The 22,363-nt window shown below is 73.0% G+C and carries 23 protein-coding genes; 6 read left to right on the forward strand and 17 right to left on the reverse strand.

The genetic code is table 11. The features are described from left to right. Positions 1 to 402 precede the first annotated feature (402 nt). Together OG422_RS24830 and OG422_RS24835 are read left to right on the forward strand one after the other, a co-directional pair. On the forward strand, positions 403 to 1,650 hold the full coding sequence (locus tag OG422_RS24830) for an SAV2148 family HEPN domain-containing protein (RefSeq protein ID WP_143942000.1): 1,248 nt from the start codon (positions 403 to 405) through the stop codon (positions 1,648 to 1,650). 193 nt (positions 1,651 to 1,843) lie between these two features. Continuing rightward, positions 1,844 to 2,566 carry a 3'-5' exonuclease gene (locus OG422_RS24835; protein WP_405745744.1) on the forward strand — a complete coding sequence of 241 codons (723 nt, stop codon included), beginning with the start codon at positions 1,844 to 1,846 and terminating at the stop codon, positions 2,564 to 2,566. Positions 2,567 to 2,590: 24 nt separating this feature from the next. Here the strand turns inward: OG422_RS24835 and OG422_RS24840 are convergent, their stop codons facing one another. Beyond that, on the reverse strand, positions 2,591 to 3,481 hold the full coding sequence (locus tag OG422_RS24840; protein ID WP_143942002.1) for an aminoglycoside phosphotransferase family protein: 891 nt from the start codon (positions 3,479 to 3,481) through the stop codon (positions 2,591 to 2,593). A 607-nt stretch (positions 3,482 to 4,088) separates the two neighbouring features. Between OG422_RS24840 and OG422_RS24845 the strand changes: the two genes are divergently transcribed. Together OG422_RS24845 and OG422_RS24850 are read left to right on the forward strand one after the other, a co-directional pair. Next, the gene (locus OG422_RS24845) at positions 4,089 to 5,306 is read left to right on the forward strand and encodes a S8 family peptidase (protein ID WP_143942003.1); all 1,218 of its coding nucleotides are present in this window, start codon (positions 4,089 to 4,091) and stop codon (positions 5,304 to 5,306) included. Between the two features lie 267 nt (positions 5,307 to 5,573). Continuing rightward, a complete protein-coding gene (locus OG422_RS24850) occupies positions 5,574 to 6,731 on the forward strand; it encodes a glycosyltransferase family 2 protein (RefSeq protein ID WP_405745747.1) in 1,158 nt (385 codons plus the stop codon). On the opposite strand, the gene OG422_RS24855 is transcribed toward OG422_RS24850, so the two are convergent. The 14 genes from OG422_RS24855 to OG422_RS24920 form a co-directional block, all read right to left on the reverse strand. Further along, on the reverse strand, positions 6,671 to 7,444 hold the full coding sequence (locus tag OG422_RS24855) for a sirohydrochlorin chelatase (protein WP_405745750.1): 774 nt from the start codon (positions 7,442 to 7,444) through the stop codon (positions 6,671 to 6,673). The genes OG422_RS24850 and OG422_RS24855 overlap by 61 nt on opposite strands. Positions 7,445 to 7,447: 3 nt before the next feature. Beyond that, positions 7,448 to 8,455, reverse strand: coding sequence for an ABC transporter permease (locus OG422_RS24860; RefSeq protein WP_143940554.1), 1,008 nt, complete (start codon positions 8,453 to 8,455; stop codon positions 7,448 to 7,450). After that, positions 8,442 to 9,263, reverse strand: a complete 822-nt coding sequence (locus tag OG422_RS24865) for an ABC transporter ATP-binding protein (protein WP_405745753.1) — start codon at positions 9,261 to 9,263, stop codon at positions 8,442 to 8,444. The genes OG422_RS24860 and OG422_RS24865 overlap by 14 nt, the downstream gene beginning before the upstream one ends. A gap of 34 nt (positions 9,264 to 9,297) precedes the next feature. Then, positions 9,298 to 10,407: an aliphatic sulfonate ABC transporter substrate-binding protein gene (locus tag OG422_RS24870; protein WP_405745756.1), complete on the reverse strand. Its 1,110-nt coding sequence runs from the start codon at positions 10,405 to 10,407 to the stop codon at positions 9,298 to 9,300. A gap of 214 nt (positions 10,408 to 10,621) precedes the next feature. Next, on the reverse strand, positions 10,622 to 11,950 hold the full coding sequence (locus OG422_RS24875) for a sulfate adenylyltransferase subunit 1 (RefSeq protein ID WP_143940551.1): 1,329 nt from the start codon (positions 11,948 to 11,950) through the stop codon (positions 10,622 to 10,624). Between the two features lie 2 nt (positions 11,951 to 11,952). Beyond that, entirely contained in the window at positions 11,953 to 12,897 is a 945-nt protein-coding gene (gene cysD, locus OG422_RS24880) for a sulfate adenylyltransferase subunit CysD (protein ID WP_143940550.1), read from the reverse strand. Between the two features lie 77 nt (positions 12,898 to 12,974). Further along, the gene (gene cysC, locus OG422_RS24885; protein ID WP_405745760.1) at positions 12,975 to 13,508 is read right to left on the reverse strand and encodes an adenylyl-sulfate kinase; all 534 of its coding nucleotides are present in this window, start codon (positions 13,506 to 13,508) and stop codon (positions 12,975 to 12,977) included. Between the two features lie 47 nt (positions 13,509 to 13,555). Then, entirely contained in the window at positions 13,556 to 14,248 is a 693-nt protein-coding gene (locus OG422_RS24890) for a phosphoadenylyl-sulfate reductase (protein ID WP_143940548.1), read from the reverse strand. After that, positions 14,245 to 14,451 carry a hypothetical protein gene (locus OG422_RS24895; protein WP_143940547.1) on the reverse strand — a complete coding sequence of 69 codons (207 nt, stop codon included), beginning with the start codon at positions 14,449 to 14,451 and terminating at the stop codon, positions 14,245 to 14,247. The genes OG422_RS24890 and OG422_RS24895 overlap by 4 nt, the downstream gene beginning before the upstream one ends. After that, positions 14,448 to 16,145, reverse strand: coding sequence for a nitrite/sulfite reductase (locus OG422_RS24900; protein ID WP_405745765.1), 1,698 nt, complete (start codon positions 16,143 to 16,145; stop codon positions 14,448 to 14,450). The genes OG422_RS24895 and OG422_RS24900 overlap by 4 nt, the downstream gene beginning before the upstream one ends. Before the next feature lie 210 nt (positions 16,146 to 16,355). After that, the gene (locus tag OG422_RS24905; RefSeq protein WP_345085877.1) at positions 16,356 to 16,439 is read right to left on the reverse strand and encodes a putative leader peptide; all 84 of its coding nucleotides are present in this window, start codon (positions 16,437 to 16,439) and stop codon (positions 16,356 to 16,358) included. A gap of 171 nt (positions 16,440 to 16,610) precedes the next feature. Further along, positions 16,611 to 17,228: a GNAT family N-acetyltransferase gene (locus OG422_RS24910; protein WP_143940545.1), complete on the reverse strand. Its 618-nt coding sequence runs from the start codon at positions 17,226 to 17,228 to the stop codon at positions 16,611 to 16,613. A gap of 12 nt (positions 17,229 to 17,240) precedes the next feature. After that, the gene (locus tag OG422_RS24915) at positions 17,241 to 17,939 is read right to left on the reverse strand and encodes a class F sortase (protein ID WP_405745769.1); all 699 of its coding nucleotides are present in this window, start codon (positions 17,937 to 17,939) and stop codon (positions 17,241 to 17,243) included. 353 nt (positions 17,940 to 18,292) lie between these two features. Further along, a complete protein-coding gene (locus OG422_RS24920; RefSeq protein WP_405745771.1) occupies positions 18,293 to 18,637 on the reverse strand; it encodes a hypothetical protein in 345 nt (114 codons plus the stop codon). 385 nt (positions 18,638 to 19,022) lie between these two features. Between OG422_RS24920 and OG422_RS24925 the strand changes: the two genes are divergently transcribed. Both OG422_RS24925 and OG422_RS24930 read left to right on the forward strand, forming a co-directional pair. Beyond that, positions 19,023 to 19,445 (forward strand): hypothetical protein, encoded by a 423-nt coding sequence (locus tag OG422_RS24925; protein WP_143944529.1) that lies wholly within the window; start codon positions 19,023 to 19,025, stop codon positions 19,443 to 19,445. A gap of 63 nt (positions 19,446 to 19,508) precedes the next feature. After that, positions 19,509 to 20,672 carry a YihY/virulence factor BrkB family protein gene (locus tag OG422_RS24930; RefSeq protein ID WP_405745774.1) on the forward strand — a complete coding sequence of 388 codons (1,164 nt, stop codon included), beginning with the start codon at positions 19,509 to 19,511 and terminating at the stop codon, positions 20,670 to 20,672. 33 nt (positions 20,673 to 20,705) lie between these two features. On the opposite strand, the gene OG422_RS24935 is transcribed toward OG422_RS24930, so the two are convergent. After that, positions 20,706 to 21,722, reverse strand: coding sequence for a PP2C family protein-serine/threonine phosphatase (locus OG422_RS24935; protein WP_405747973.1), 1,017 nt, complete (start codon positions 21,720 to 21,722; stop codon positions 20,706 to 20,708). A 221-nt stretch (positions 21,723 to 21,943) separates the two neighbouring features. Next, positions 21,944 to 22,195 carry a hypothetical protein gene (locus OG422_RS24940; RefSeq protein WP_251076930.1) on the reverse strand — a complete coding sequence of 84 codons (252 nt, stop codon included), beginning with the start codon at positions 22,193 to 22,195 and terminating at the stop codon, positions 21,944 to 21,946. Positions 22,196 to 22,363: the final 168 nt, after the last annotated feature.

Below are 22,363 nucleotides of genomic sequence, written 5' to 3' on the forward strand. Positions count from 1 at the left end.
GCTCATCCAGACGGAGTTCACCAGTAGAGGCCCGGCCAGTCACCCGGCGTCCCGGCGTTCGATGCCCGCGCGCCCCGGCGGGACCGCGCGCCGTCACGCGCCCCTGCACCGGTCGTTCCGGACGCCGTGCCGAGGGCGCGGACCTGTGGTGGACGGGACCCTTCGCGGTGTCCGGGCGGGCGGCTCCCGCGCGGCGCCGGGCCTGCGCCCCGGGGCCGCACAAGGGCCGCCCGGGGGTGACGCGGCTAGGAAACCGCTCACGTCCGCGCCGCATTTCGGGGCGCAACCGCCACGTCTGACATGGGGAGTTGACGGACCGGTCGACCCATCCTGCTGCACCGTTCCCCGCTCCGCAGTAGTCTGCCTTGATCGTTGGCACGGAGGTTCGGAAGGCGGTGGCAGGTGAGCGGCGGGCTGGAGTTGCCCCCTGGTGACGAGGGTCACGAGGGTCATGAGGGCGGCTCCGTCGACGCGCCGCCCGGCGCGGTGTCCCTGGCGCGGCCACTGGAGATCGGCGCGGAACTCGACTGGGGCGCCGACGCCTGGAGCGAGGTGCGCACCCGCGCCCGCCGGGCCGGTCGCGCCTACATATGGCTGAATCTCGTCGAGCAGCGGCTCCGTGCCGTGGTCTCCGCGGTGCTGCGCCCCATCTACGAGCCGGTGCACGGCGACGAATGGGTGATCGCCGCCGCCGGACCGGCCGGACAGGAATGGGTCCAGCGCGCGGTGGCCGTCCGGGAGGTCAGCCGCCGCAAGGGCTACCTCCTCGACCCCGCCGACGACAACATCGTCAGCTTTCTGACCCTCCCGCAGCTGCGGGAGCTGATGGTCCAGCACTGGCCCTGCTTCGAGCCGTACTTCGACGACCGCCGGGACGTCGAGCTGGGCCTCGACGAGCTGGAGGTGGCCCGCAACATCGTCTCCCGCAACCGCGCCCTGTCGGAGACCGTCCTCGCCCAGGCGGAGCGCGCCTCCGCCCGGCTGCTGGACCTCCTGGGGTCCGGCAGCGGCACCCGTACCTCCGGGCGGCTGCCCATCGACGCCGTCGAGGACCTGGTGGGCGACCGCTACGCCGACGTCGTCGGGGTCCACGCCGACCGGGTGCGGCTCCAGCGGCAACTGCCCGCCGAGGACCTGTTCGGCGGCGCCCGCCGCCTCGATGCGGTGGGCATCGGGCTCAACCTCCTCGTACAGAACTACTCCGGCCGCCGCCTGGTCCACCTCGCCGAGGCGGGCTGCCGGATCCGGCTGCTCTTCCTCAACCCCGCGAGCAGCGCGGTCCGCCGCCGCGAGCGCGAGATCGGGCTCAAGAAGGGCGAGATGAGCCGGTCCATCGAGATGAACATCCTGCACATGCGGCGGGTGCGGGCACGGCTGCGCGACCCGGGGGCGTTCGAGATCCAGGTCTTCGACGAGACGCCGCGGTTCACCGCGTACCTCGTCGACGGCGACGGGTCCGACGGGCTGGCCGTCGTCCAGAGCTATCTGCGCCGCAGCCGAGGCATGGAGTCGCCGGTGCTGGTGCTGCGCGGCGGCGGACGGGACGTGGTTCGCCAGAGTGGCGGCGGCCGGGAGGGCGAGGCCGGGCTCTTCGAGACGTACCGCGAGGAGTTCGAGAGCGAGTGGGCGGACTCCCGGCCGGTGTCCTGACGTCGGGCGGGGCCGGGGCGGGCGTGGTCCGTCGTGCCTGGTCCGCCCTGGTCCGCCGCGTGCGGACCGGCACGGCTTCCGCCGCCCCGCCGTCCGCTTTGTCCTATCTGCTCGCGGCTGCCGGTCGCGTTGTCAGTGGTGCGTGCGAGAGTGGCGGAGCAACGGGGGACGCACCACCGAAGGAGGCCCCGCCATGAGCTGGCATCAGGACCTGTTGGCCGGTTTCGACCTGGAGACCACGGGCACCGACATCGAGCGGGACCGCATCGTGACCGCCGCGCTGATCCGCCTGGACGGCGACGGCACGACCGTGGTCCGGCAGACGTGGCTGATCGACCCGGGCATCCCGGTGCCCGAGGAAGCCGCCGCGATCCACGGCATGTCCACTGTTTACGTCCGTGAGCACGGCGTCTCGGCGAAGACCGCTGTGGAGGAGATCACCGAGGCCCTGGCCGAGGCCCTGCGCGCCGGGATACCCCTGGTGGTGATGAACGCCCGGTACGACCTCTCCCTCCTCGACAGGGAGTGCCGCCGCCACGGTGTGCGGTCCCTGACCGAGCGCCTGGGCCGCGCCCCTTCCCCGGTCATCGACCCACTGGTGCTGGACCGCCACGTCGACCGGTACCGCAAGGGCAAGCGCGCCCTCCAGGCCCTCTGCGCCCACTACGGCGTCCCGCTCGTCGGCGCCCATGAGGCGGGCGCCGACGCCGTCGCGGCGGCCGGTGTCGCCCGGCGGATAGGCGAGCGGTATCCGGTCGTCGCCCTGCCGTCCCCGGAGGCGCTGCACACGCTCCAGGAGGGCGCGGCCGCGGAGCAGGCCACCGACTTCCAGGCGTATCTGCGGCGTTCGGGCAAGCCGGAGGCGTACGTCGAGGGCGCCTGGCCGCTCATCCCGCACCAGGCGCCGCACGACTGACCCGCCCGCCGTCCCGGCGCACCGTCAGAACGGATACCACCGCACGGTCGTGTCCTTCTCGCGCAGCGAGGCGATGCGCCGGGCGAACTCCGTACGGGCCGCCGGGTTGCCCGGTGCGTGCTGGGAGACCCAGGCGCAGCTTGCGGTCTCCCGGGAGCCGCGCAGCACCGCACAGCCCTCCCAGTCCCGTACGTCCCAGCCGTAGACGGAGACGAAGGTGTCGTACGCCTCGGCGGGCAGTCCGTAGCGGTCGCGGCTGAGGGCCAGCACCACGAGGTCGTGCTCGCGCAGATCGGAGGAGAAGGTCTCCAGGTCGACCAGGACCGGACCGTCGGGCCCGACATGGACGTTGCGGAGCAGCGCGTCCCCGTGGATGGGGCCGCGCGGCAGATGCGGCTCCAGCGCCGTCGCGGCGAGGGCGAAGGCGTCCCGGCGGCCGCGCAGATACTCCGCGTCCTGCGGGGAGACGGCGTCCCCGGCCAGCCGCAGCCACCGCTCGACGCCGCCCAGCAGGTCGCGCCGCGGGAGGGCGAAGGGCGGCTCCGGCAGGGCGTGCACCAGCCGCAGCAGCGCGGCGAGGTCGCCGGGTTCGGCGGGGCGGACGGTGTCCGGCAGCCGCTCCCAGTACGTCACGGGATGACCGTCGGCGAGCTGCGCCTCCGGCTCGGCGGCGCGTACGGCGGGGATGCCCGCGTCCGCCAGCCAGCGGGCCACAATCAGCTCCCGTTCGGCGCGTTCGAGGAGTTCGGCGCTGCGGCCGACCCGGATGACCGGTCCGCGCTCGCCGAGCGCGAAGACGGCGTTCTCGCCGAGCGAGAGCAGCCGGGCGTCGGCAGCGGCGTCGGGCCGCCCGGCGGCCGTCAGCGCGGCGCGGGCGCGTGCCTCGGTGAAGGCGCCGGGGCGCGGTTCGTTCATGGTGATTCCTCCTGCCGGGCGTGACGTGCCCAGTTTCGCAGGCGCCTGTACCGGGGTGGGTGGGTGGACCCGGGGACGGCGGTGCGCGGGCCCGGCGCGGAGGCGGGCGGACCTGGGGGCGGAGGCGGCGGCCCGCCGACGGGCCCCGGCCTCACGCACGAGGGACGGCCCGGCCACCCGTACTGGCCGGCGCTCTCCGAGAGACGATCCGCCCGCGCCTTCGTCGACGAACCGAGGCCGATGAACACCGGGCTGACGCGACGGCGCCTGACGCCCACTCGGTCATCCGCCCCGTCAGCTCCTGAGCGCGCGAGCCCTGTACGCCAACAGGCCCTCGGTAGCGGTCAATCCACCGTCTGTAACCGCAGATTGCCGAAATGTAAACGGCATTGAGGCTCGAATGTTCAACTACCCGCTTCTTTTGGTGTATTTGTGGCCGATTTTGTCTTTATGCAGGGTTGTTGTTTATCTCACAAGGGGCGGCTGGCCTTGAATTGAACTCGTCAATCCGACAGGGTTTCGATCCAGTCCGGTGCAGGACTTCCTGTCGAACCGGGCCATTGCGCAACGCTTTCCCCCCACACCACGAACGAGGAGAACCCTCGCTATGGCTCACAAGCGTTCCAGCAAGAAGCGGCTCGTCACGGCCATCACCGCCGCCGTAGCCGCCACTGGTATCGCCGCAGTCACCGCGGTCACCGCTGGTGCCACCCCCGCCGAAGGCAAGATTTACGGTGCCGAGGCGAAGGGTGCCGTCAACGGCAGCTACATCGTCATGCTGAAGAAGTCGGTCAGCGGCGCCGCGGTGTCCGCCACCGCCCACAACGACCTCGCCTCGAAGTACGGCGGCAAGGTCAAGCGGAACTACAGCGCCGCCCTCAACGGGTTCTCGGCCACCGGTCTGAGCGCCGACGACGCCAAGCGCCTCGCCGCCGACCCGGCCGTCGACAAGGTCGTACAGAACAAGAAGTTCCACATCGACGCCACCCAGGACAACCCGCCGTCGTGGGGCCTGGACCGCATCGACCAGGCGGACACCCAGGGCGACAAGAAGTACACCTACCCGGACTCCGCGGGTGAGGGCGCCACCGCCTACGTCATCGACACCGGCGTGCGCATCTCGCACAAGGACTTCGGTGGCCGTGCGTCCTACGGCTTCGACGCGGTCGACGGCGACAACGATGCCAACGACGGCAACGGCCACGGCACGCACGTCGCGGGCACCATCGCCGGTACCGACCACGGTGTCGCCAAGAAGGCCAAGATCGTCGCCGTCCGCGTGCTGGACGACCAGGGCTCCGGCACCACCGAGCAGGTCGTCGCCGGTATCGACTGGGTGACCAAGAACCACAAGGGCCCGTCGGTCGCCAACATGTCGCTCGGCGGCGGCGCGGACGAGGCGCTCGACGCGGCCGTCAAGAAGGCCATCGCCTCCGGCGTGACCTTCGCCGTCGCGGCGGGCAACGAGTCGGCCGACGCCTCGCAGGGCTCCCCGGCGCGGGTGAAGGAGGCCATCACGGTCGCCTCCAGCACCAACAAGGACGAGCAGTCGGACTTCTCCAACTACGGCAGCATCGTCGACCTCTACGCCCCCGGCTCCGACATCACCTCGGACTGGAACACCGACGACAACGCCACCAACACCATCTCCGGCACCTCCATGGCCACCCCCCACGTCGTGGGCGCGGCCGCGGTCTACCTCGGCGCCCACCCGGACGCCAAGCCGGACGAGGTCGCCAAGGCCCTCACGGACGGCGCCACGCCGGACAAGATCTCGAACCCGAGCGAGGGCACGCCCAACAAGCTGCTGAAGGTCGTCGAGTAACCGACTTCCTCCCTCAGCACCACACACCGGCCGTCGCGCTCGCCCCCACGGGGCGCGGCGGCCGGCGTCGTTGCGTCGAAGTGCCGTGCCGAACCGGTGAGTTATCCACAGGAGGGCGCCTCCGGAACCGTGGGACGCGTCCCCTCGCTACCGTCGGTGACATGCACGGAGGACTGCCGTTCATCGGCATCAGCACACTCGTCTACGGCCTGATCGGGCTGCTCACGCTCGTGGCCGGCGCACTTCGCACCGCAGGGGGAGTTCGGCATGCACACCATCACCGTCATCGTTCCCGCACACAACGAGGAGGAGGGGCTGCCCGCCACGCTGGAGTCGCTGGCGCGGCAGACGGTGCCACCTGACCGCGTCCTCGTCGTCGACGACGCCTCCACCGACCGCACGGGCGAGGTGGCCGCCGCACACGGCGCCACCGTGCTGCGCCCGCCGCGGAACCTCGGCAGCAAGGCCCGGGCGCAGAACCACGCGCTGCCGCACTGCACCACCGACCTCGTCCTCGCCGTCGACGCGGACACCGTCCTCGCGCCCGACTACATCGAGACGGTACTGCCGGTCTTCGACGACCCGGCCGTCACCGTCGCCGCCGGGACGGTACGCACCCGCCACACCCGCACCATCTGGGAGCGCGGCCGCTCCACCGAGTACCTCTTCGGTTTTCACTGGCACCGACCGATCCAGGCACGCGCCAACAGCCCCATGGTCTGCTCCGGTTGCTGCTCCGTCTTCCGCCGCGCGGACCTGGTGGCCTTCGGGGGCTTCCCGGAGCGCACCATCGTGGAGGACATGGACTACACGTGGAGTCAGCAGATCGCCGGGCGCAAGGCGGTCTACGTCTCCGCCGCGGTGGCCCTCGCCGCCGACCCGGAAGACCTCACCTACCTGCGCAAACAGGTCTGGCGCTGGATGGCGGGCTTCTGCCAGAACGTCCGGCTCCACCTCGGCGCCCTGATCCGTCACAAACCGTTGCTCGCGCTATGGGTGGTGCTCGCCGTCTTCGAGATCGTCACCGCCCCGCTGTGGTGGGCGACCCCGTTCGCGATGGCGGCCCTCACCGACCGGCCGCTGCCGGCCACCCTCGGCTGGTGGGCCGGGACCGACCTGCTCCTGACCGCGCCACCCCTCCTCTACGCCGCCCGCCGCCGCAAACTCCGGACCGTGGCCGTCCTGCGCGACCTGCCCTGCGTCTACGCCACCAAGGCCGTCAACCTCGTCTACGCCTGGAAGGCCCTCGTCGTCGAACTGCTCCTGGTGCCCCTGGGCCTGTCGAAGGGGCTGACGGTCTACGAGAAGGGGCGGGCCGATACGCCGGTGGCGGCGCCCACCGCCGCAGGGAGGAAACGCCCAGGTCAGACGAGTAGCGCGGGCCGATCCGGCCGCCCGGCCCGGGCGGTGGCCGATGCGTCGTAGCGCCGCAGCAGCAGCCGGGCCAGCTCCGGGGCGGGGCCGAGCACCGGCGCCAGCAGATCGGCCCGCGCCTCCCGGGCGCCCCGGGCGATGCGGTCCGGCAGAAAGCCGGGCGCGATGACGTACGGGGCGACGGCGACGCGCGCGGCACCCTCGGCCCGCAGGGCCCGCACGGCATCGGCCGTGCGGGGCAGAGATGCGGAGGCGAACGCAGGTCGCACGGCACACCAACCAGCGGTGCGCCGCCACTCCCGCGCGGTTTCAGCGATCACTGCGATCGCCTCCGGGTCACTGGAGCCCGCCGCGGCCAGGACGATCCCGGTCGAGCGGCGGTCACCGGGCCGCAGCCCGGCCTCGGCCAGCCGCCGCTCCAACGCGGCGGTCAGCAGGGAGGAGGGGCCGAGTACACCCGCCTGGTGGACGGTCAGCCACGGCAGGCGCACGGTGGCCTCCCGCAGCGCCGCCGGGATGTCCGACTTCGCATGGAAGGCGCGGGTGAGCAGCAGCGGCAGAGCCACCACCTCCCGCACCCCCTCCGCGGCCAGCCGTTCCAGCACTCGGGGCACGGTCGGCGCGTTGAAGTCGAGGTACCCGACCTCCACACGCAGCCCCGGCCGCAGCGCCCGCACCCGCGCGCAGAGCGCGGAGACGGTCGCCGCGTGCCGCGGGTCGCGGCTGCCGTGGGCGACGACGAGGAGGGTGGGCGAGGTGTCCATGGGTCAGCTCTTCACCAGGAGTCCGCGGCTGCGCAGCACCCGCCGCTCCAGGGGCGCGAAGACCAGCAGCTCGATACCGATACCGACGATGAGGATCAGCAGGATCGCGGAGAGCACCCAGGGCATGTCCTGGAACTCCCGGCCCTGCTCCAGGAGCTGGCCGAGGCCGGTGCCCAGATCGGGGGCGTTGACGATGAGTTCGGCGGCCATCAGGGAGCGCCAGGAGAACGCCCAGCCCTGCTTGAGCCCGGCGATGTAGCCGGGCAGCGCGGCGGGGAGCAGCACGTGCCGCACCCCGGCCACACCGGTCGCGCCGATGGTGCGGCCCGCCCGCAGATAGAGAGGGGAGATCTGGTCGACACCGGCCACCAGACCGTTGGCGATCGACGGTACGGCGCCGAGCAGCACCACCGCGTAGATGGTGGCGTCGCTCAGGCCGAACCAGATGATCGCGGCCGGGACCCACGCCACCGACGGCAGCGACTGCAGACCGCTGAGGATCGGACCGATCGCGGCCCGCACCGCCTTGACGCGGGCCACGATCAGCCCGAGCACGGTGCCGAGCACCACCGAGGCGAGGAAGCCGAGCGCACCCCGGGAGAGGCTGGTCCACACATAGCCCAGCAGCGTGCCCTCCAGCCACTTCTCCTGGAGGGAGCGGGCCACGTCGACGGGGCTCGGCAGCAGATAGTGCGGCTTGACCTCGAAGTGGTAGGCGAGCTGCCACAGCACCAGCACGATGACGACGGCGATGAGGGGAGGGAGCGCCTTCGATGCGAGCGTACGCAGCCAGGGTTGCCGGGCGGCGACGGTGGATTCCAGGGCGTCGAGCCCGGCCTCCAGGCCCGCCAGATCGGTGCCGTCCCGGTCCGCCGGACGGTCCGCGCCGCCTCCGGCGGTCGTGGCTCCCGCGGTGTCGGCGGAGGTGGGGGCGGCCGGGGTGTCCGTGGCGTCAGGTGCGTCGCCGGGCGTGCTCCCCGCGGGCCCGGGGGTGGTCTCAGTGCTGGCCATGGCGGCGGATCTCCCCACGCAGCTGTTCGGTGATCTCGACGGAAAGGTCAGCGACCGCGGCGTCCTCGATGCGGCGCGGCTGGGCGATGCCGACCTGCCACTCCCGGGCCACCCGGCCGGGGCGGGAGGAGAGCAGCACGACGCGCTCGGCGAGCCGTACCGCCTCGCGGACGTTGTGGGTGACGAAGAGCACCGACAGGCCGCCGGAGGCGGTGTCGTTCGACGTCCGCCAGATGCGGGTCAGTTCGTCGTGCAGCACATCGCGGGTGATGGCGTCCAGCGCGGCGAACGGCTCGTCCATGAGCAGCAGCCGGCTGTCCTGGGCGAGGGCCCGGGCCATGGCGACGCGCTGGCGCATGCCGCCGGACAGTTCGTGCACCCGCTTGCCGTACGCGCCCTTGAGGCGGACGAGTTCGAGGAGTCGTTCGGCCTCCTCGCGGCGCTCCGCGCGCGGCACCCCGCGCAGCCGCAGCGCCAGCTCCACGTTGCGTCCGGCGGTCAGCCACGGGAACAGCGCGTGTTCCTGGAACATCAGCGCGGGGCGTCCGCCCGGCGTCTCGATGGAGCCGGACGTCGGCGCGTCGAGCCCGGCCACCAGGTTCAGCAGCGTGGACTTACCGCAGCCCGACGCGCCGAGCAGGCAGACGAATTCGCCGGGCGCGACGTCGATGCTGATGTCGTCGAGCACGTGCTGGCGGGCGCCGGGGCGGCCGAAGGACTTCGAGACATGGTCGATGCGCGCGGCGTACGAGGCCGCCGGGGCCGCGTCCGCCGTGGTGGCGGGCCGCTTGGTGAGGGTGGTCGTCATCGGTGTCACCTCCTGGAGTGCTGCGGGGCGGGCGTCAGTCGTTGCCGAGACCGGCGGCGTCGACGGGCCGCTTGCCCTCGGCCTTGAGGACCTTGTTCAGCAGCCGCAGGTCGTAGATGCCCTTGAGGTCCGGCTTCTGCAGCAGACCGGCCTTGACGGCGTGGTCCGCCTCCTGCCGGAGCGTGGCGGCCAGCGGATCGTCGGTGACATCGGTGTTCTTGAACGCCGGGCCGATGACGTCGGCGGGCAGCGCCTTGCCGGAGATCTGCGGGTCGGCGAGCTTGTCGTTGAGCGCCTTGACCGCCTCGGCGGGGTGCGAGCGGATCCAGGCGTTGGTCCGCACCGAGGCGCGCAGCACCGCCTCGACGGCCTTGGGGTGCTCCGCCAGGAACTTCTGCGAGACGATCATGTTCGTGATGACGAACTTGCCGTCCTTCCACAGGTCCTTCTCGTCCAGCAGCGTCTTGCCGCCGATGCTGACGAGCTTGGCGGCGGTCGGCTCGGGAACCCACGCCGCGTCGATGGCGCCCTGCTGGAAGGCGGTCGGCGTCACCTTGTTCTCGGTGCGCTGCACGGTGACATCGCCCTTGCCGGTGGTGGCGTCGACCGTGAAGCCCTTCTCCGCCAGGTAGTTGAGCAGCGCCACGTCCTGGGTGTTGCCCAGCTGCGGGGTGGCGATCTTCTTGCCCTTGAGGTCGTCGAGGCTCTTGACCTTCTTCGGGTTGACCACGAGCGACACCCCGCCGGAGGCCGAGCCGCCGATGATCTTCAGGCTCTTGCCGTGGGACTTGGTGTAGCCGTTGATCGCGGGGGAGGGGCCGATCCAGCCGATGTCGATGGCGCCGGAGTTGAGCGCCTCGATCTCGGCGGGGCCCGCGTTGAAGACCGAGGGCTTCACCGCCGTGCCGCCCAACTCCTTCTGGAACAGCCCCTCCTGGAGGCCGATCAGCGGCGTGGCGTGGGTGACGTTCCCGAAGAAGCCGATCTTGACGGTGTCCAGGCCATCGGTCTTCGGGCCCTTGGCGGCGACCTCGGCCGCCGGGTCCTTCCTGGCCTCGGAGCCGTAGCCGCAGGCGCTGACCGCCCCGAGCAGCAGCAAGGCGAGGGCGGCGGCCGCCGGATGGCGGGGTCGAACGGCAGGCACGGGAGGCGTTCCTCTCGTAGGGCCGGGGCGGTTCGCGCCCCTCTAGGGCGCGCCCGGCGGTGCGGTGGGTCTTCGTACGGGCGTGAGCGGGCAGGCGGAGTGGTGCGTCGTCAGCTCACACATCGGCCGACTCCGCCCTGGCCGCTGCCGAGGGCGCCGCTGCCGATGCGGCCGCCCTCCTTCGCGAAGGTCGAGAACACGTCCTGGTGCACGGTCAGAAGTCCCAGCCCTCGTCGTCCGCCGCCGTGTCCTTCGCCGCCTGCGCCGCGAAGGCGGTGCCCGCCATGCCGGCGGTCAGCGTCGTCCCGTCCGACGGGTCGATCAGCAGGAAGGAGCCGGTGCGCCGGGAGTCGGCGTAGGCGTCCAGTGCCAGCGGTTCGGCGGTACGGATCCGGACCCGGCCGATGTCGTTCGCCGCCAGTTCGCCGGGCGCCGGGTGCTGGGAGAGGTCGTCCAGCGTCAGCCGCGACGGGATCTCCTTGACGATCGCCTTGACGGTGCGGGTGGTGTGCTTGAGCAGCACCCGCTGACCGGCCGTGAGCGGACGGTCGGCGACATGGCAGACCGTTGCCTCGACGTCCTGGGTGACGGCCGGAGCGCTCGCCGCGGGGGCGAGCAGGTCGCCGCGGGAGATGTCGAGGTCGTCGGCGAGGGTGACGGTGACCGACTGCGGCGCCCACGCGGTGTCGACGGCCCGGCCGAGCATGTCGAGGCCGGTGACGGTGCTGGTGCGGCCCGATGGCAGCACGCTGACCTCGTCGCCGACGCGCAGCACACCGGAGGCGATCTGGCCCGCGTAGCCGCGGTAGTCGGGGTGTTCGGCGGTCTGCGGCCGGATGACGTACTGCACCGGGAAGCGGGCCGGGTCGTCCGTCGGATCGGTGTCGACGGGCACGGTCTCCAGGTGCTCCAGCACGGTCGGGCCGCCGTACCAGTCCATGTGCGCCGACGGGGACACCACGTTGTCGCCGGCGAGCGCCGAGATCGGGATGGCGGTGACCTCCGGGACGCCCAGTGAGGCGGCGTAGGCGGTGAACTCCTCGGCGATGGCGGCGAAGACCGGCTCGGCGTAGTCGACCAGGTCCATCTTGTTGACGGCCAGGACGACGTGCGGGACACGCAGCAGGGCGGCGACCGCGGCGTGCCGGCGGGTCTGCTCGACCACGCCGTTGCGGGCGTCGACGAGGACCACGGCCAGTTCGGCGGTGGAGGCGCCGGTGACCATGTTGCGGGTGTACTGCACATGCCCGGGGGTGTCGGCCAGGATGAACCGGCGCCGCGGGGTGGCGAAGTAGCGGTAGGCGACATCGATGGTGATGCCCTGCTCGCGCTCCGCGCGCAGCCCGTCGGTCAGCAACGCCAGGTCCGGGGCGTCCTGACCGCGGCCCAGCGACGCCCGCTCGACGGCTTCGAGCTGGTCGGCGAGGACCGACTTGGAGTCGTGCAGCAACCTTCCGACCAGCGTCGACTTGCCGTCGTCGACGCTTCCGGCGGTGGCGAACCGCAGCAGGGAGGCCGTTTCGTTCTCGACAACAGTGCTCATGGCTAGAAGTACCCCTCGCGCTTACGGTCCTCCATGGCGGCCTCGGACATCTTGTCGTCGGCCCGCGTCGCGCCCCGTTCGGTGAGGCGGGAGGCGGCGATCTCCGCGATGACCGCCTCGATGGTGGCGGCGTCGGAGTCGACGGCGCCGGTGCAGGACATGTCGCCGACGGTGCGGTAGCGCACCGTCCGGGTCTGAAGGCTCTCGCCGTCCTTGGGGCCGCCCCACCCGCCGGGCGACAGCCACATGCCGTTGCGGGAGAAGACCTCACGCTCGTGGGCGTAGTAGATGGCGGGCAGTTCGATCTTCTCGCGGCCGATGTACTGCCAGACGTCCAGCTCGGTCCAGTTGGACAGCGGGAAGACGCGGACGTGCTCGCCGGGGGAGTGGCGGCCGTTGTAGAGCTGCCACAGTTCGGGGCGCTGGCGGCGCGGGTCCCAGCCGCCGAACTCGTCCCGCAGCGAGAAGACGCGCTCCTTGGCACGTGCCTTCTCCTCGTCGCGGCGGCCACCGCCGAAGACCGCGTCGAAGCGGCCCTTCCCGATGCCGTCGAGCAGCGGCACGGTCTGGAGCGGGTTGCGCAGCCCATCGGGGCGTTCGCGCAGCTCACCGCGGTCGATGTAGTCCTGTACGGCGGCGACGTGCAGCCGCAGCCGATGCTCGGCGGCCACCCGGTCGCGGTGGTCGATGACCTCGGGGAAGTTGTGCCCGGTGTCCACGTGCAGCAGGGAGAAAGGCACCGGCGCCGGGGCGAATGCTTTCAGCGCCAGGTGCAGCATGACGATGGAGTCCTTGCCGCCGGAGAAGAGGATCACCGGCCGCTCGAACTCGCCCGCCACCTCGCGGAAGATGTGCACCGCCTCGGACTCCAGGGCGTCCAGGTGCGACAGCGCATACGGACCGGTGTCGCCGGTGCTCCCGGCGGCAGCGGTGGTGGTCGTGGTCATGCTGCCCCTTTCGTCGGGCTGTCCTTCGCCGCGCTCCCCGGCCCGGGGCGGCGGGGCCACGGCGTGCTCGGGGGCGCTCACGCCAGGTCCCGCTCGGTGAGCAGACCGTGGAGCGCGGCCGCGGACTCCGGCACGGTCTGGGTGTGCGAGGCGATCCGCAGATCGGGCGCCTCGGGCTGCTCGTACGGGTCGTCGACGCCGGTCAGACCGGAGATCTCCCCGGCCGCCTGCTTCGCGTAGAGCCCCTTCACGTCCCGCTCGGAGCAGACCTCGACGGGCGTGGCGATGTGCACCTCCAGATAGGGGGTGCCCTCGGCCCGGTGGCGTTCGCGGACCGCCGCGCGGGAGTCGGCGTACGGGGCGATGACCGGCACCAGCGTGGTGATGCCGTTGCGGGCGAGGAGTTCGGCGACGAATCCGATGCGCTGGACGTTGGTGTCGCGGTCGGCGCGGGTGAAGCCGAGACCGGCGGAGAGGAAGGTGCGGATCTCGTCGCCGTCGAGGACCTCGACGCGGCGGCCCTCGGCGCGCAGCCGGTCGGCGAGGGCGCGGGCGATCGTGGTCTTGCCGGCGCTCGGCAGGCCCGTCAGCCACACGGTGGCGCCGGTCATGGGTATCTCCTCAACTTCCGTTGCGCCGGGCGCAGTGGGTCGGTCGGTCATCCGTGCAGTCCGCACTCGGTCTTGTTGCTCCCGGCCCAGCGCCCGGCCCGCGCGTCCTCGCCGGTGCGCACCCGGCGGGTGCACGGGGCGCAGCCGACGGAGGCGTAGCCGTCCTGGAGCAGCGGGTTGGTGAGCACGCCGTGCTCGGCGACGTACGCGTCGACGTCCGCCTGCGTCCAGCGGGCGATCGGCGAGACCTTCACCTTGCCCCGCCGGGCGTCCCAGCCGACGACGGGCGTGTGGGCGCGGGTCGGCGACTCGTCGCGGCGCAGCCCGGTGGCCCAGGCGTCGTACCCGGCCAGCCCCTCCTCCAGCGGCTTGACCTTCCGCAGCGCGCAGCACAGGTCCGGGTCGCGGGCGTGCAGCTGCGGCCCGTACGCGGCGTCCTGTTCGGCCACCGTCTGCCGGGGCGTGAGCGTGCGGACGTGGACGTCCATGACCGCGGCGACCGCGTCCCGGGTGCCGAGCGTTTCGGGGAAGTGGTAGCCGGTGTCGAGGAAGACGACGTCCACGCCGGGCGCGACGCGCGAGGCGAGGTGGGCGACGACCGCGTCCTCCATGGAGGAGGTGACGCAGAAACGCGGCCCGAAGGTCTCCGCGGCCCACCGGAGGATGGCGAGCGGATCGGCCTCCTCCAGGTCGCGGCCCGCGCGCTCGGCGAGCTGCGGCAGTGCGGACGCGGTGGTCACGGGGCACCTCCGGCGGATCCATCGGACGGGGACGGGGCGGCGAGGCCCTGCGACAGCAGGCCGAGGAACTTCAGCCGGAAGGCGCGGTTGCAGGCGCGGCACTCCCACGCGGCCCCGGTGCCCCGCTCCGAAGGCGTCTCGGAGGGGCGCAGGTCCTCGTCGCCGCAGTACGGGCAGTGGAATGGCGCGGCGCGTTCGCTCACTTCAGCGCACCCTCTTCCGCGCGGCCCACCCACTGGGCGAACCGCTCGCCCTCGGTGCGCTGCTCGGTGAAGGCGGTGAGCAGCCGCTCGATGTAGTCGGGGAGTTCGGCGGCGGTGACCTTCAGCCCGCGGACCTTGCGGCCGAAGCCCGCCTGAAGCCCCAGCGCGCCACCCAGGTGCACCTGGTAGCCCTCGACCTGCTCGCCGCTCTCGTCCAGCATCAGCTGGCCCTTGAGACCGATGTCCGCGACCTGGATACGGGCGCAGGCGTTCGGGCAGCCGTTGAGGTTGATGGTGACGGGCTCGTCGAAGTCGGGAAGGCGGCGCTCCAGCTCGTCGATGAGGGACGCGCCGCGGCCCTTGGTCTCGACGATGGCCAGCTTGCAGAACTCGATACCGGTGCAGGCCATCGTCCCGCGGCGGAACGGCGACGGGGTCACCCGCAGGTCCAGCGCCTCCAGACCGGCGACGAGCGGGTCGACGCGGTCCTCGGTGAGGTCGAGGACGAGCATCTTCTGCTCGGCGGTGGTGCGGACCCGGCCCGAGCCGTGGACGGCGGCCAGTTCGGCGATCTTGGTGAGGGTGGCGCCGTCCACCCGGCCGACACGCGGGGCGAAGCCGACGTAGAACCGGCCGTCCTTCTGGCGGTGCACGCCGACGTGGTCGCGCCAGCGCTGCGCGGGCTCGGCCGGGGCCGGGCCGTCGTGCAGTGTGCGGCCCAGGTACTCGTCCTCCAGCACCTGGCGGAACTTCTCCGGGCCCCAGTCGGCGACGAGGAACTTCAGCCGGGCGCGGGTGCGCAGCCGCCGGTAGCCGTAGTCGCGGAAGATCGAGAGGACGCCCTCGTGGACCTCGGCAGCCTCCTCGGCGGAGACCCAGGCACCGAGCCGCACGCCGAGCTTGGGGTTGGTGGAGAGCCCGCCGCCGACCCAGACGTCGAAGCCGGGGCCCAGCTCCGGGTGGACGACGCCGACCAGCGAGATGTCGTTGATCTCGTGGGCGACATCCAGCAGCGGGGAGCCGGAGACCGCGGTCTTGAACTTCCGGGGGAGGTTGGAGAATGCGGGGTTGCCGACGATCCGGCGGTGGATCTCCTCGATGACCGGCGTGCCGTCGATGATCTCGTCCTCGGCGATCCCGGCGACCGGTGAGCCGAGGATGGCGCGCGGGGTGTCGCCGCACGCCTCGGTGGTGGACAGGCCGACGCCCTCCAGGCGCCGCCAGATCTCCGGGACGTCCTCGATGCGGATCCAGTGGAACTGGACGTTCTGCCGGTCGGTGATGTCGGCGGTGCCGCGCGCGAACTCCTGGGAGATCTCGCCGATGACCCGCAGCTGATCGGTGGTCAGCCGCCCGCCGTCGATCCGTACCCGCAGCATGAAGAACTCGTCGTCCAGCTCCTCCGGCTCCAGCACCGCGGTCTTGCCGCCGTCGATGCCGGGGCGGCGCTGGGTGTAGAGGCCCCACCAACGCATCCGCCCGCGCAGGTCGTTGGGGTCGATGGAGTCGAAACCGCGCCGAGCGTAGATCGTCTCAATGCGTGTCCGCACATTGAGACCGTCGTCGTCCTTCTTGAACTGCTCGTTGCCGTTGAGAGGGGTGAAGTGACCTGCGGCCCACTGGCCCTCGCCGCGGTGGCGTCCGGCCTTGCGGCGGGTCGTGGCAGCTGCGGGTCGTTCCGGGGTGGCGGCCATGGATGTACGTCCTTCGGGGCGACTCAAGGGAGGCGGGAGGGCACGGGAAAACCCGCGGTGACCTGCGTGGACACGCAGAAGGGCGGCGCGCGGCGGCGCGTCGTGAAGGGGGGAGGTGAGGTCTCGGGGCGTCCGCGACGACGGGGACGGCGGGTGCGACGGGTGGTGCCGGCGGTGCTGCCGGGGCGGTGACCCCTGGCCGATGCAGCGTCAGCGCGCCGGACAGATCGCGCTGGACAGGCGGCCGAGGTCGACGTGGAGTCGGCTCACCAACGCAATTCCTGTTCGAGACATGACCGCAGCGTGGCACGCCGTTCTCGCGACAGTCCACCATCGTCCGAAATTTGGACAGCAATGTCCCGGATCGCGAGATGCTGTGGTCTTGGTCACGCGGTCATCGTGCCCTACGGATGTGCCGTACCGGGGCACGCGGGAGAGCGGCGCGCCCCGGCACGGCGGGTCCCGTCACACCGGACGGGGCGCGCCCTCCCAGGCGGGAAGGGCGATGTTCCCGGCGCCCGGCCACGGCCCCGGCGTCCCGGCCGCGGCCTCCTGCTCGACCGTGGTGTCGTACAGCCCGAAGCCCCGCCGCTCGTAGTTGCGGAGCGCGTGGCGGCCGTCCTTGCTGCAGGTGTGCACCCACACCCGCCGCGTCGGCGGCCGCCCCTCGTGGCGCTCGGCGAGATCCCAGGCCCGCGCGGTGCCGAACGACAGCAGATGGCCGCCGATGCCCTGCCCGCGGAACGCCGGGATCAGCCCGAAGTAGGCGATCTCGGTGACGCCGTCGGACGTCCCGTCCAGCTCGATGAAGCCCGCCGGACTCCCGTGCGCGTACGCCACCCAGGTCTCCACGCCGGGCCGCGACAGATACTCCGCCCACCGCGCGTACGGCCACGCCAGCCGGTCGGTCCACAGGATGTCGCCGCCGACGGCGGAGTAGAGGAACCGGCTGAACTCCGGCAGGGGGCGCTGCGCACACACGATACGGACGCCCCGCGCGGCGGGCGGCTCGGCGGCGGGCGTCAGATCGCCCGGCGCGGTCTGTTCGAGGTACCAGGTGGTGACGGTGATGCTGCTGCTCATGGCGGCAGCCAATCATGGGGCTCCGGGCGTGGCCGAGGGGGTTGCCGGATGCCCGCCGCCGGGCGCGACGAGCCGGGCGAAGACGACGACGTTACCGGCGTACCCGGAGCCCGCGTGGTAGGTGCCGCCGCAGGTCAGCAGGCGTAGCTCGGGCCGGCCGGCGGAACCGTAGACCTGCTCGGCGGGGAAGCGGTCCTTGGCGAAGGTCCGCACGGAGTAGACGGCGAAGACCGCGCGGCGGCCGTCCCGGCGGCGGACCTCGACGGCGGCGCCCCGCTTCAGCCCGCCGAGGCCGTAGAAGACCGCGGGGCCGGTGTAGCTGTCGACGTGGCCGACGAGGACGGCGGTGCCGCGTTCGCCGGGGGTCGGGGCGCCCTTGTACCAGCCGGTGACGCGGGTGTCGGCGGACGGCGGTGCCTCGATCGCGCCGTGCGCGTCCAGCCCGCGCGCGATCACCGGGGCGGACACCTGGAGCGCCGGGATCACCACCCGGTCGGGGACGGACCGCGGCAACGGCCGCGCGGCCGGAGCGTGGTCGGCGGGCGCGGCGTGCGCGGGACCCGGCCGCGGCGGGCCGCCGGGCCGGTCCGGCAGCCCCGTACGCATCAGGAAGATCCCCGTCAGCGCGATCAGCGCGAGCGCACCCCACGGCCGCCGCCGGGCCTCCGGCTCCGGGCGCCGCTCCTCCGGCCACCCCGCCATCAGGCTCATCGCACTCCCTCCGCCCACCACCGCGCTCCGCTCCCGGCACCGTAGGCGCGCGGGGAGGGGCGGGCGATCGGGGCGGGGCGATCGGGGGAGGGGATGCGCGCGGGCGTGGAGGGGGCGCGTTCTCGCGGCGGCGCGCCCCGGCCCGGCACGGCCCGGCGTGGGGCCCGTCACGTGGAAGCGCCGCGCGCCACCCCGGCCCGGCACGAGCCCCGTCGCCAGGAAGCTCCATGTGCCGCCCCGCCCCGGCTCAGCCGGAAGCCGCCCCGGCCCGGCGCGGGACTCGCCCGGCCGGGTGCGGGGCCCGCCACCCGAAAGCGCCGCGCGCCGCCGCGATCCGGCCCGGTGGCCCCGGCCTACCCCACCCCGCCCTCAGCCCCTCTGGCCGCCCGCACCCCCGGAGCCACCGAATGCGGCAGCAACTGCCCCGGGTCCGGTGGCAGCCGCAGCTCCGGGACGATGCCGTCGGCGAAGCGGTACGGGCGGTGCTCCAACTCGGCGACGTTCAGGGGGCGTTCGCGTCGGTCGTGGTCCGGATCGACACCGCAGCCGCGGACCCGGCGCCAGGACGCGTCGATGACGGCGCGCGGCTCCGGTGTCCCGTCGCCGGAGAGCGTCGCCTCCCGGAGCGCGGCGAGGCGGCGGGCGCCGGCGTGGGTGCCATGGGGCCCCGTGACGCCGTCGGTCGGTCTCTCGCCCACGCAGCTCTCCGTGTGCCGGGCCTCCCGTTCGGGCCGTGGTGCCGTCGGGCGGCGTACGGGAGAGCCCATTGCACCGAGCCGGTGCAACGGAGCGCAACCATGGTGACCCCCGGTGTTCCCGGGGAACGTGTTCCGGGCGGCCGGCGGGGCACCGTCCCCCGCGGTTCCGGCCGGCCGCCCCCGACACCACTCCGCGGCCGACCCGCGGCACCGCGCCCGTACGGGACGACGGGCACCGGTGCGAGGGGCACGTGACGGGGTGCTGAAACGTCACGCCACCCCGGGCGGAAGGACGTTGCCGTACGGGAACATGCAGGGGCGGGGCGACGTTGCCGGAGTGCTGCCGTACGGGGGCACACCGCACCGGTGCGGGAGGGAGATCACCATGAACGCCGCCAGGGACGCCGCGGCTGCGCGCGTCGTGGTGCTCGGCGCCGATCGACGGCTGCGCGCGGCGCGCGCCGACCGGCTGGCCGCGCACTACCGCGTCCCGCGCCGCGCCGCCGCCGACATCCTGGCGGCGCCGTGCCCACCGCCCGCCGGTTACGTCGTCGACGCCGCGCCCCGCCTGCTCGCCCGCTTCGCCGGGGCCGGCGGCCCGCCCCCGGCGCTCGCCTTCGCCGATCTGATGGTGCATCTGCGGACCGTGGTCGGCGGCGTCGGCGACGCCTACCGTGCGATCCGCTACTACGAGGCCCGCGGCGTCCTCGTCGGCTTCCGGCCCGACGTGCCGGACGAGGAGTTGTACGTGGTCATCGAGGCGGCGCTGCGCGAACGCCGCGGCGGGCCGCCCGGCGCCCGGCCCTGAGGCCGGTGCGGAGCTGCGCGGGCTCCGCCGCCGTCCGTCCAACCGCCCGGATACGGTGGGCGGGTGCAGCCGGAGAACGAACCGACCGAGCGGCCCGAGGGCCGCCTGACCAGGGCCAGGGTCCTCTATCGCAACGTCTCCAAGCGGCGGCTGGGCTGGCTGCTCCTCAAGGACGTCGTCCACAGCTGCATGACGTACCGGGTGACCGGTCTCGCCGCCGAGGCGGCCTTCTTCTGCCTGCTGTCGCTGCCGCCGCTGCTGCTCGGGCTCATCGGTCTGCTCGGCTACCTGGAGCCCTGGATCGGGCGGGCCACCATCGACGGCGTCCGGGAGCAGATTCTCCACGCGTCGTCCGCCGTCCTCTCCTACCAGGGCGTCAACGAGATCGCCCGGCCGCTGCTCGACGACGTCTTCACCGGCCGCCGTCCCGACGTCATCTCCCTCGGCTTCGCCCTCGCCCTGTGGTCCGGCTCGCGCGCCCTGAACGTCTTCGTCGACACCATCACGATCATGTACGGGCTGGACGGCCGCCGCGGCATCGTGCGGACCCGGCTGCTGGCGTTCGTGCTCTACCTGGGCGCGCTGGTCGTCGGCGCCGTCGCGCTGCCGCTGATGGTGGTGGGCCCGGACACCCTGGTGCACTGGCTCCCGGCGAGCGCGGACGTCATCCGGGCGCTGTACTGGCCGGTCGTCCTGCTGCTGTCGGTGGCCTTCCTCACCACGCTCTACCACGTGTCGGTGCCGGTCCGTTCGCCCTGGCAGGAGGACATCCCGGGCGCGGTGGTGGCCCTCGCGATGTGGGTGCTGGGCAGCTTCCTGCTGCGGATCTACCTGACCGCGACGGTCGAGGGCCCGACGATCTACGGGTCGCTGGCGGCGCCGGTCGCGGTGCTGCTGTGGATCGGGGTCTCGGCGTTCGCGGTCCTCGTCGGCGCCGCGACGAACGCCGCGACGGACCGCGTCTGGCCCTCGGTGGCGACGGCCGCGGCCCGCGCGGAGAAGGAACGCCGGGCGGCTCAGGCGGCCGCGGAGCACGAGGACGCCCCCGAGGAGTGCGGCGACGAGACCGAGGACAACGGGGCGGACGACGAGGACGACGACGAGGACGACGCGGACGAGCCGCTGCCGCCCGCCGAGTACCCGGAGCGGTGGGCCCGTTTCCTGCCGCCCGAGGAGATCCGCGGCCGGCTGCCGCGCCGCCGCCACCGGAGCCCGCGCCGCCGCTGACCGCCGGTCCCCGGCCCGCGCGAAAGGCGCCCCTCAGCGGTCGTCGCCGTGCGCCTCCCGGTAGCGGACCAGCAGCATCGCCGCATCGTCGTGGAGCGGGCCCTCGGCGTGCGCGACGACGTCCTCGCGCACCGCGCGCAGCGCCTCCTCGGGATCGTCGTCCTTCAGCAGCGTCGCGCGGGTGTCGAGCGGGTAGAACCGGCCGCCGCCGTCCCGCGCCTCGGTGACCCCGTCGGTGTAGAAGAGCAGCTGGTCGCCGGGGGCGAACGGCACCGTGTGCGGCTTCGGGCCGTCGTCGGCGTACGCCGCGAGGCCGAGCGGCAGGGCGCGTTCGGGCGGGGCGGCGAAGTCCACGGCGCCCCCGGCGCGCACCACCAGCGGCGCCGGGTGGCCGAAGTTCAGCAGCGTCGCGGACGGCCCGTCGCCGATCTCCGCGAGCACCGCCGTCACGAACCGTTCGCCGCCCAGATGGCGGCCCAGCGCCCGCTCCACCCGCGCGCCGACCGCGGTCAGCTCCGCCTCGTCGTGGGCCGCCTCCCGGAACGCGCCCAGCACCACCGCGGCGCTCTCCACCGCTTCGAGGCCCTTGCCCTGGACGTCGCCGACGATGATCCGTACGCCGCCGGGCGAGGTCACGACCTCGTACAGATCGCCGCCGATCCGCGCCTCGGCCACCGCCGAGGTGTACGAGACCGCGATCCGCAGTGGCCCCGCGCCGCGCGGCACCGGCCGCAGCAGGACCCGCTGGGCGACCTCCGCGATGGAGCGGACGTTGGCCAGCTCCGCCTCGCGCCGCTGGCGCATCACCGCGGCCACCACACCGGCCACCGTCACCCCGGCCACCGACAGCAGCGCGGGCAGCCCGCGACGGCCCTCGAACAGCCCGTCGTACATCCCGAGGCCCAGGCAGAGCAGAAACGCGGCCGAGCCGACCACGGCCGTGCGGCGCCAGCCGCCGACCAGACCGGCGAACGCGGGCCCCAGCGACACGAGGGGCAGGAACCCGACCCCGGGCCCGGCGGTGACGTCCACCGTGGTGACCACGGCCATCACGCCGTAGGGGAGCACGACCAGTACGCGGGGGCTCAGGGGTTGCTTCGGGGGGTCCACGGCCAAGGGGTGCTCCGGCGGTTCGAGGGGTGGGACGGGCGGCGGGGAGCCGGCCCGGCCCGCCCCGCCGGAGCTGAGCATAAGCACTGGTCGGTGGGCGAATTACCTCGAATGCGCCCCGTTATCGAATCGCAGTGGCCGCATCCGGCCCGGATGCGGGGTCAGTGCGGGAAAAGCCGCGCCGACTCCACCCGGCCGGGGCGCAGGATACGGAGGGGGCCGAGATTGCACGCGGGGCACTCGGTCCGGGACAGCGGCGAGGGGACGTGGACCCCTCCGGAGTAGTACACGGCGCGACGCCGACCCGAGAGGTCGGTGGTGTGCCGGATCTCGTAGCGCTCTTCCCATCCGCGCCCGCAGTGCAGACAGACGAAGGAGTACGCCTCATGAACGGTCTCGGCCTCGCGGTCCATGTCCACCCACATCCTTCCGTGGCCCCACGGCCCAGGCGGCGGGACCTCATCGGTGGCATACCCGGCAGCCTGTGCCTTATCAGCCCATTATTGCGCGGTGGATGGTATAGGGGTAAATGTCGAATGCCGCTCCAGGGAGGCCCGTCTGTGACCCGCCGGGCGGGGCCC

Source organism: Streptomyces sp. NBC_01525 (assembly GCF_045040405.1).
GTDB lineage: Bacteria > Actinomycetota > Actinomycetes > Streptomycetales > Streptomycetaceae > Streptomyces > Streptomyces benahoarensis.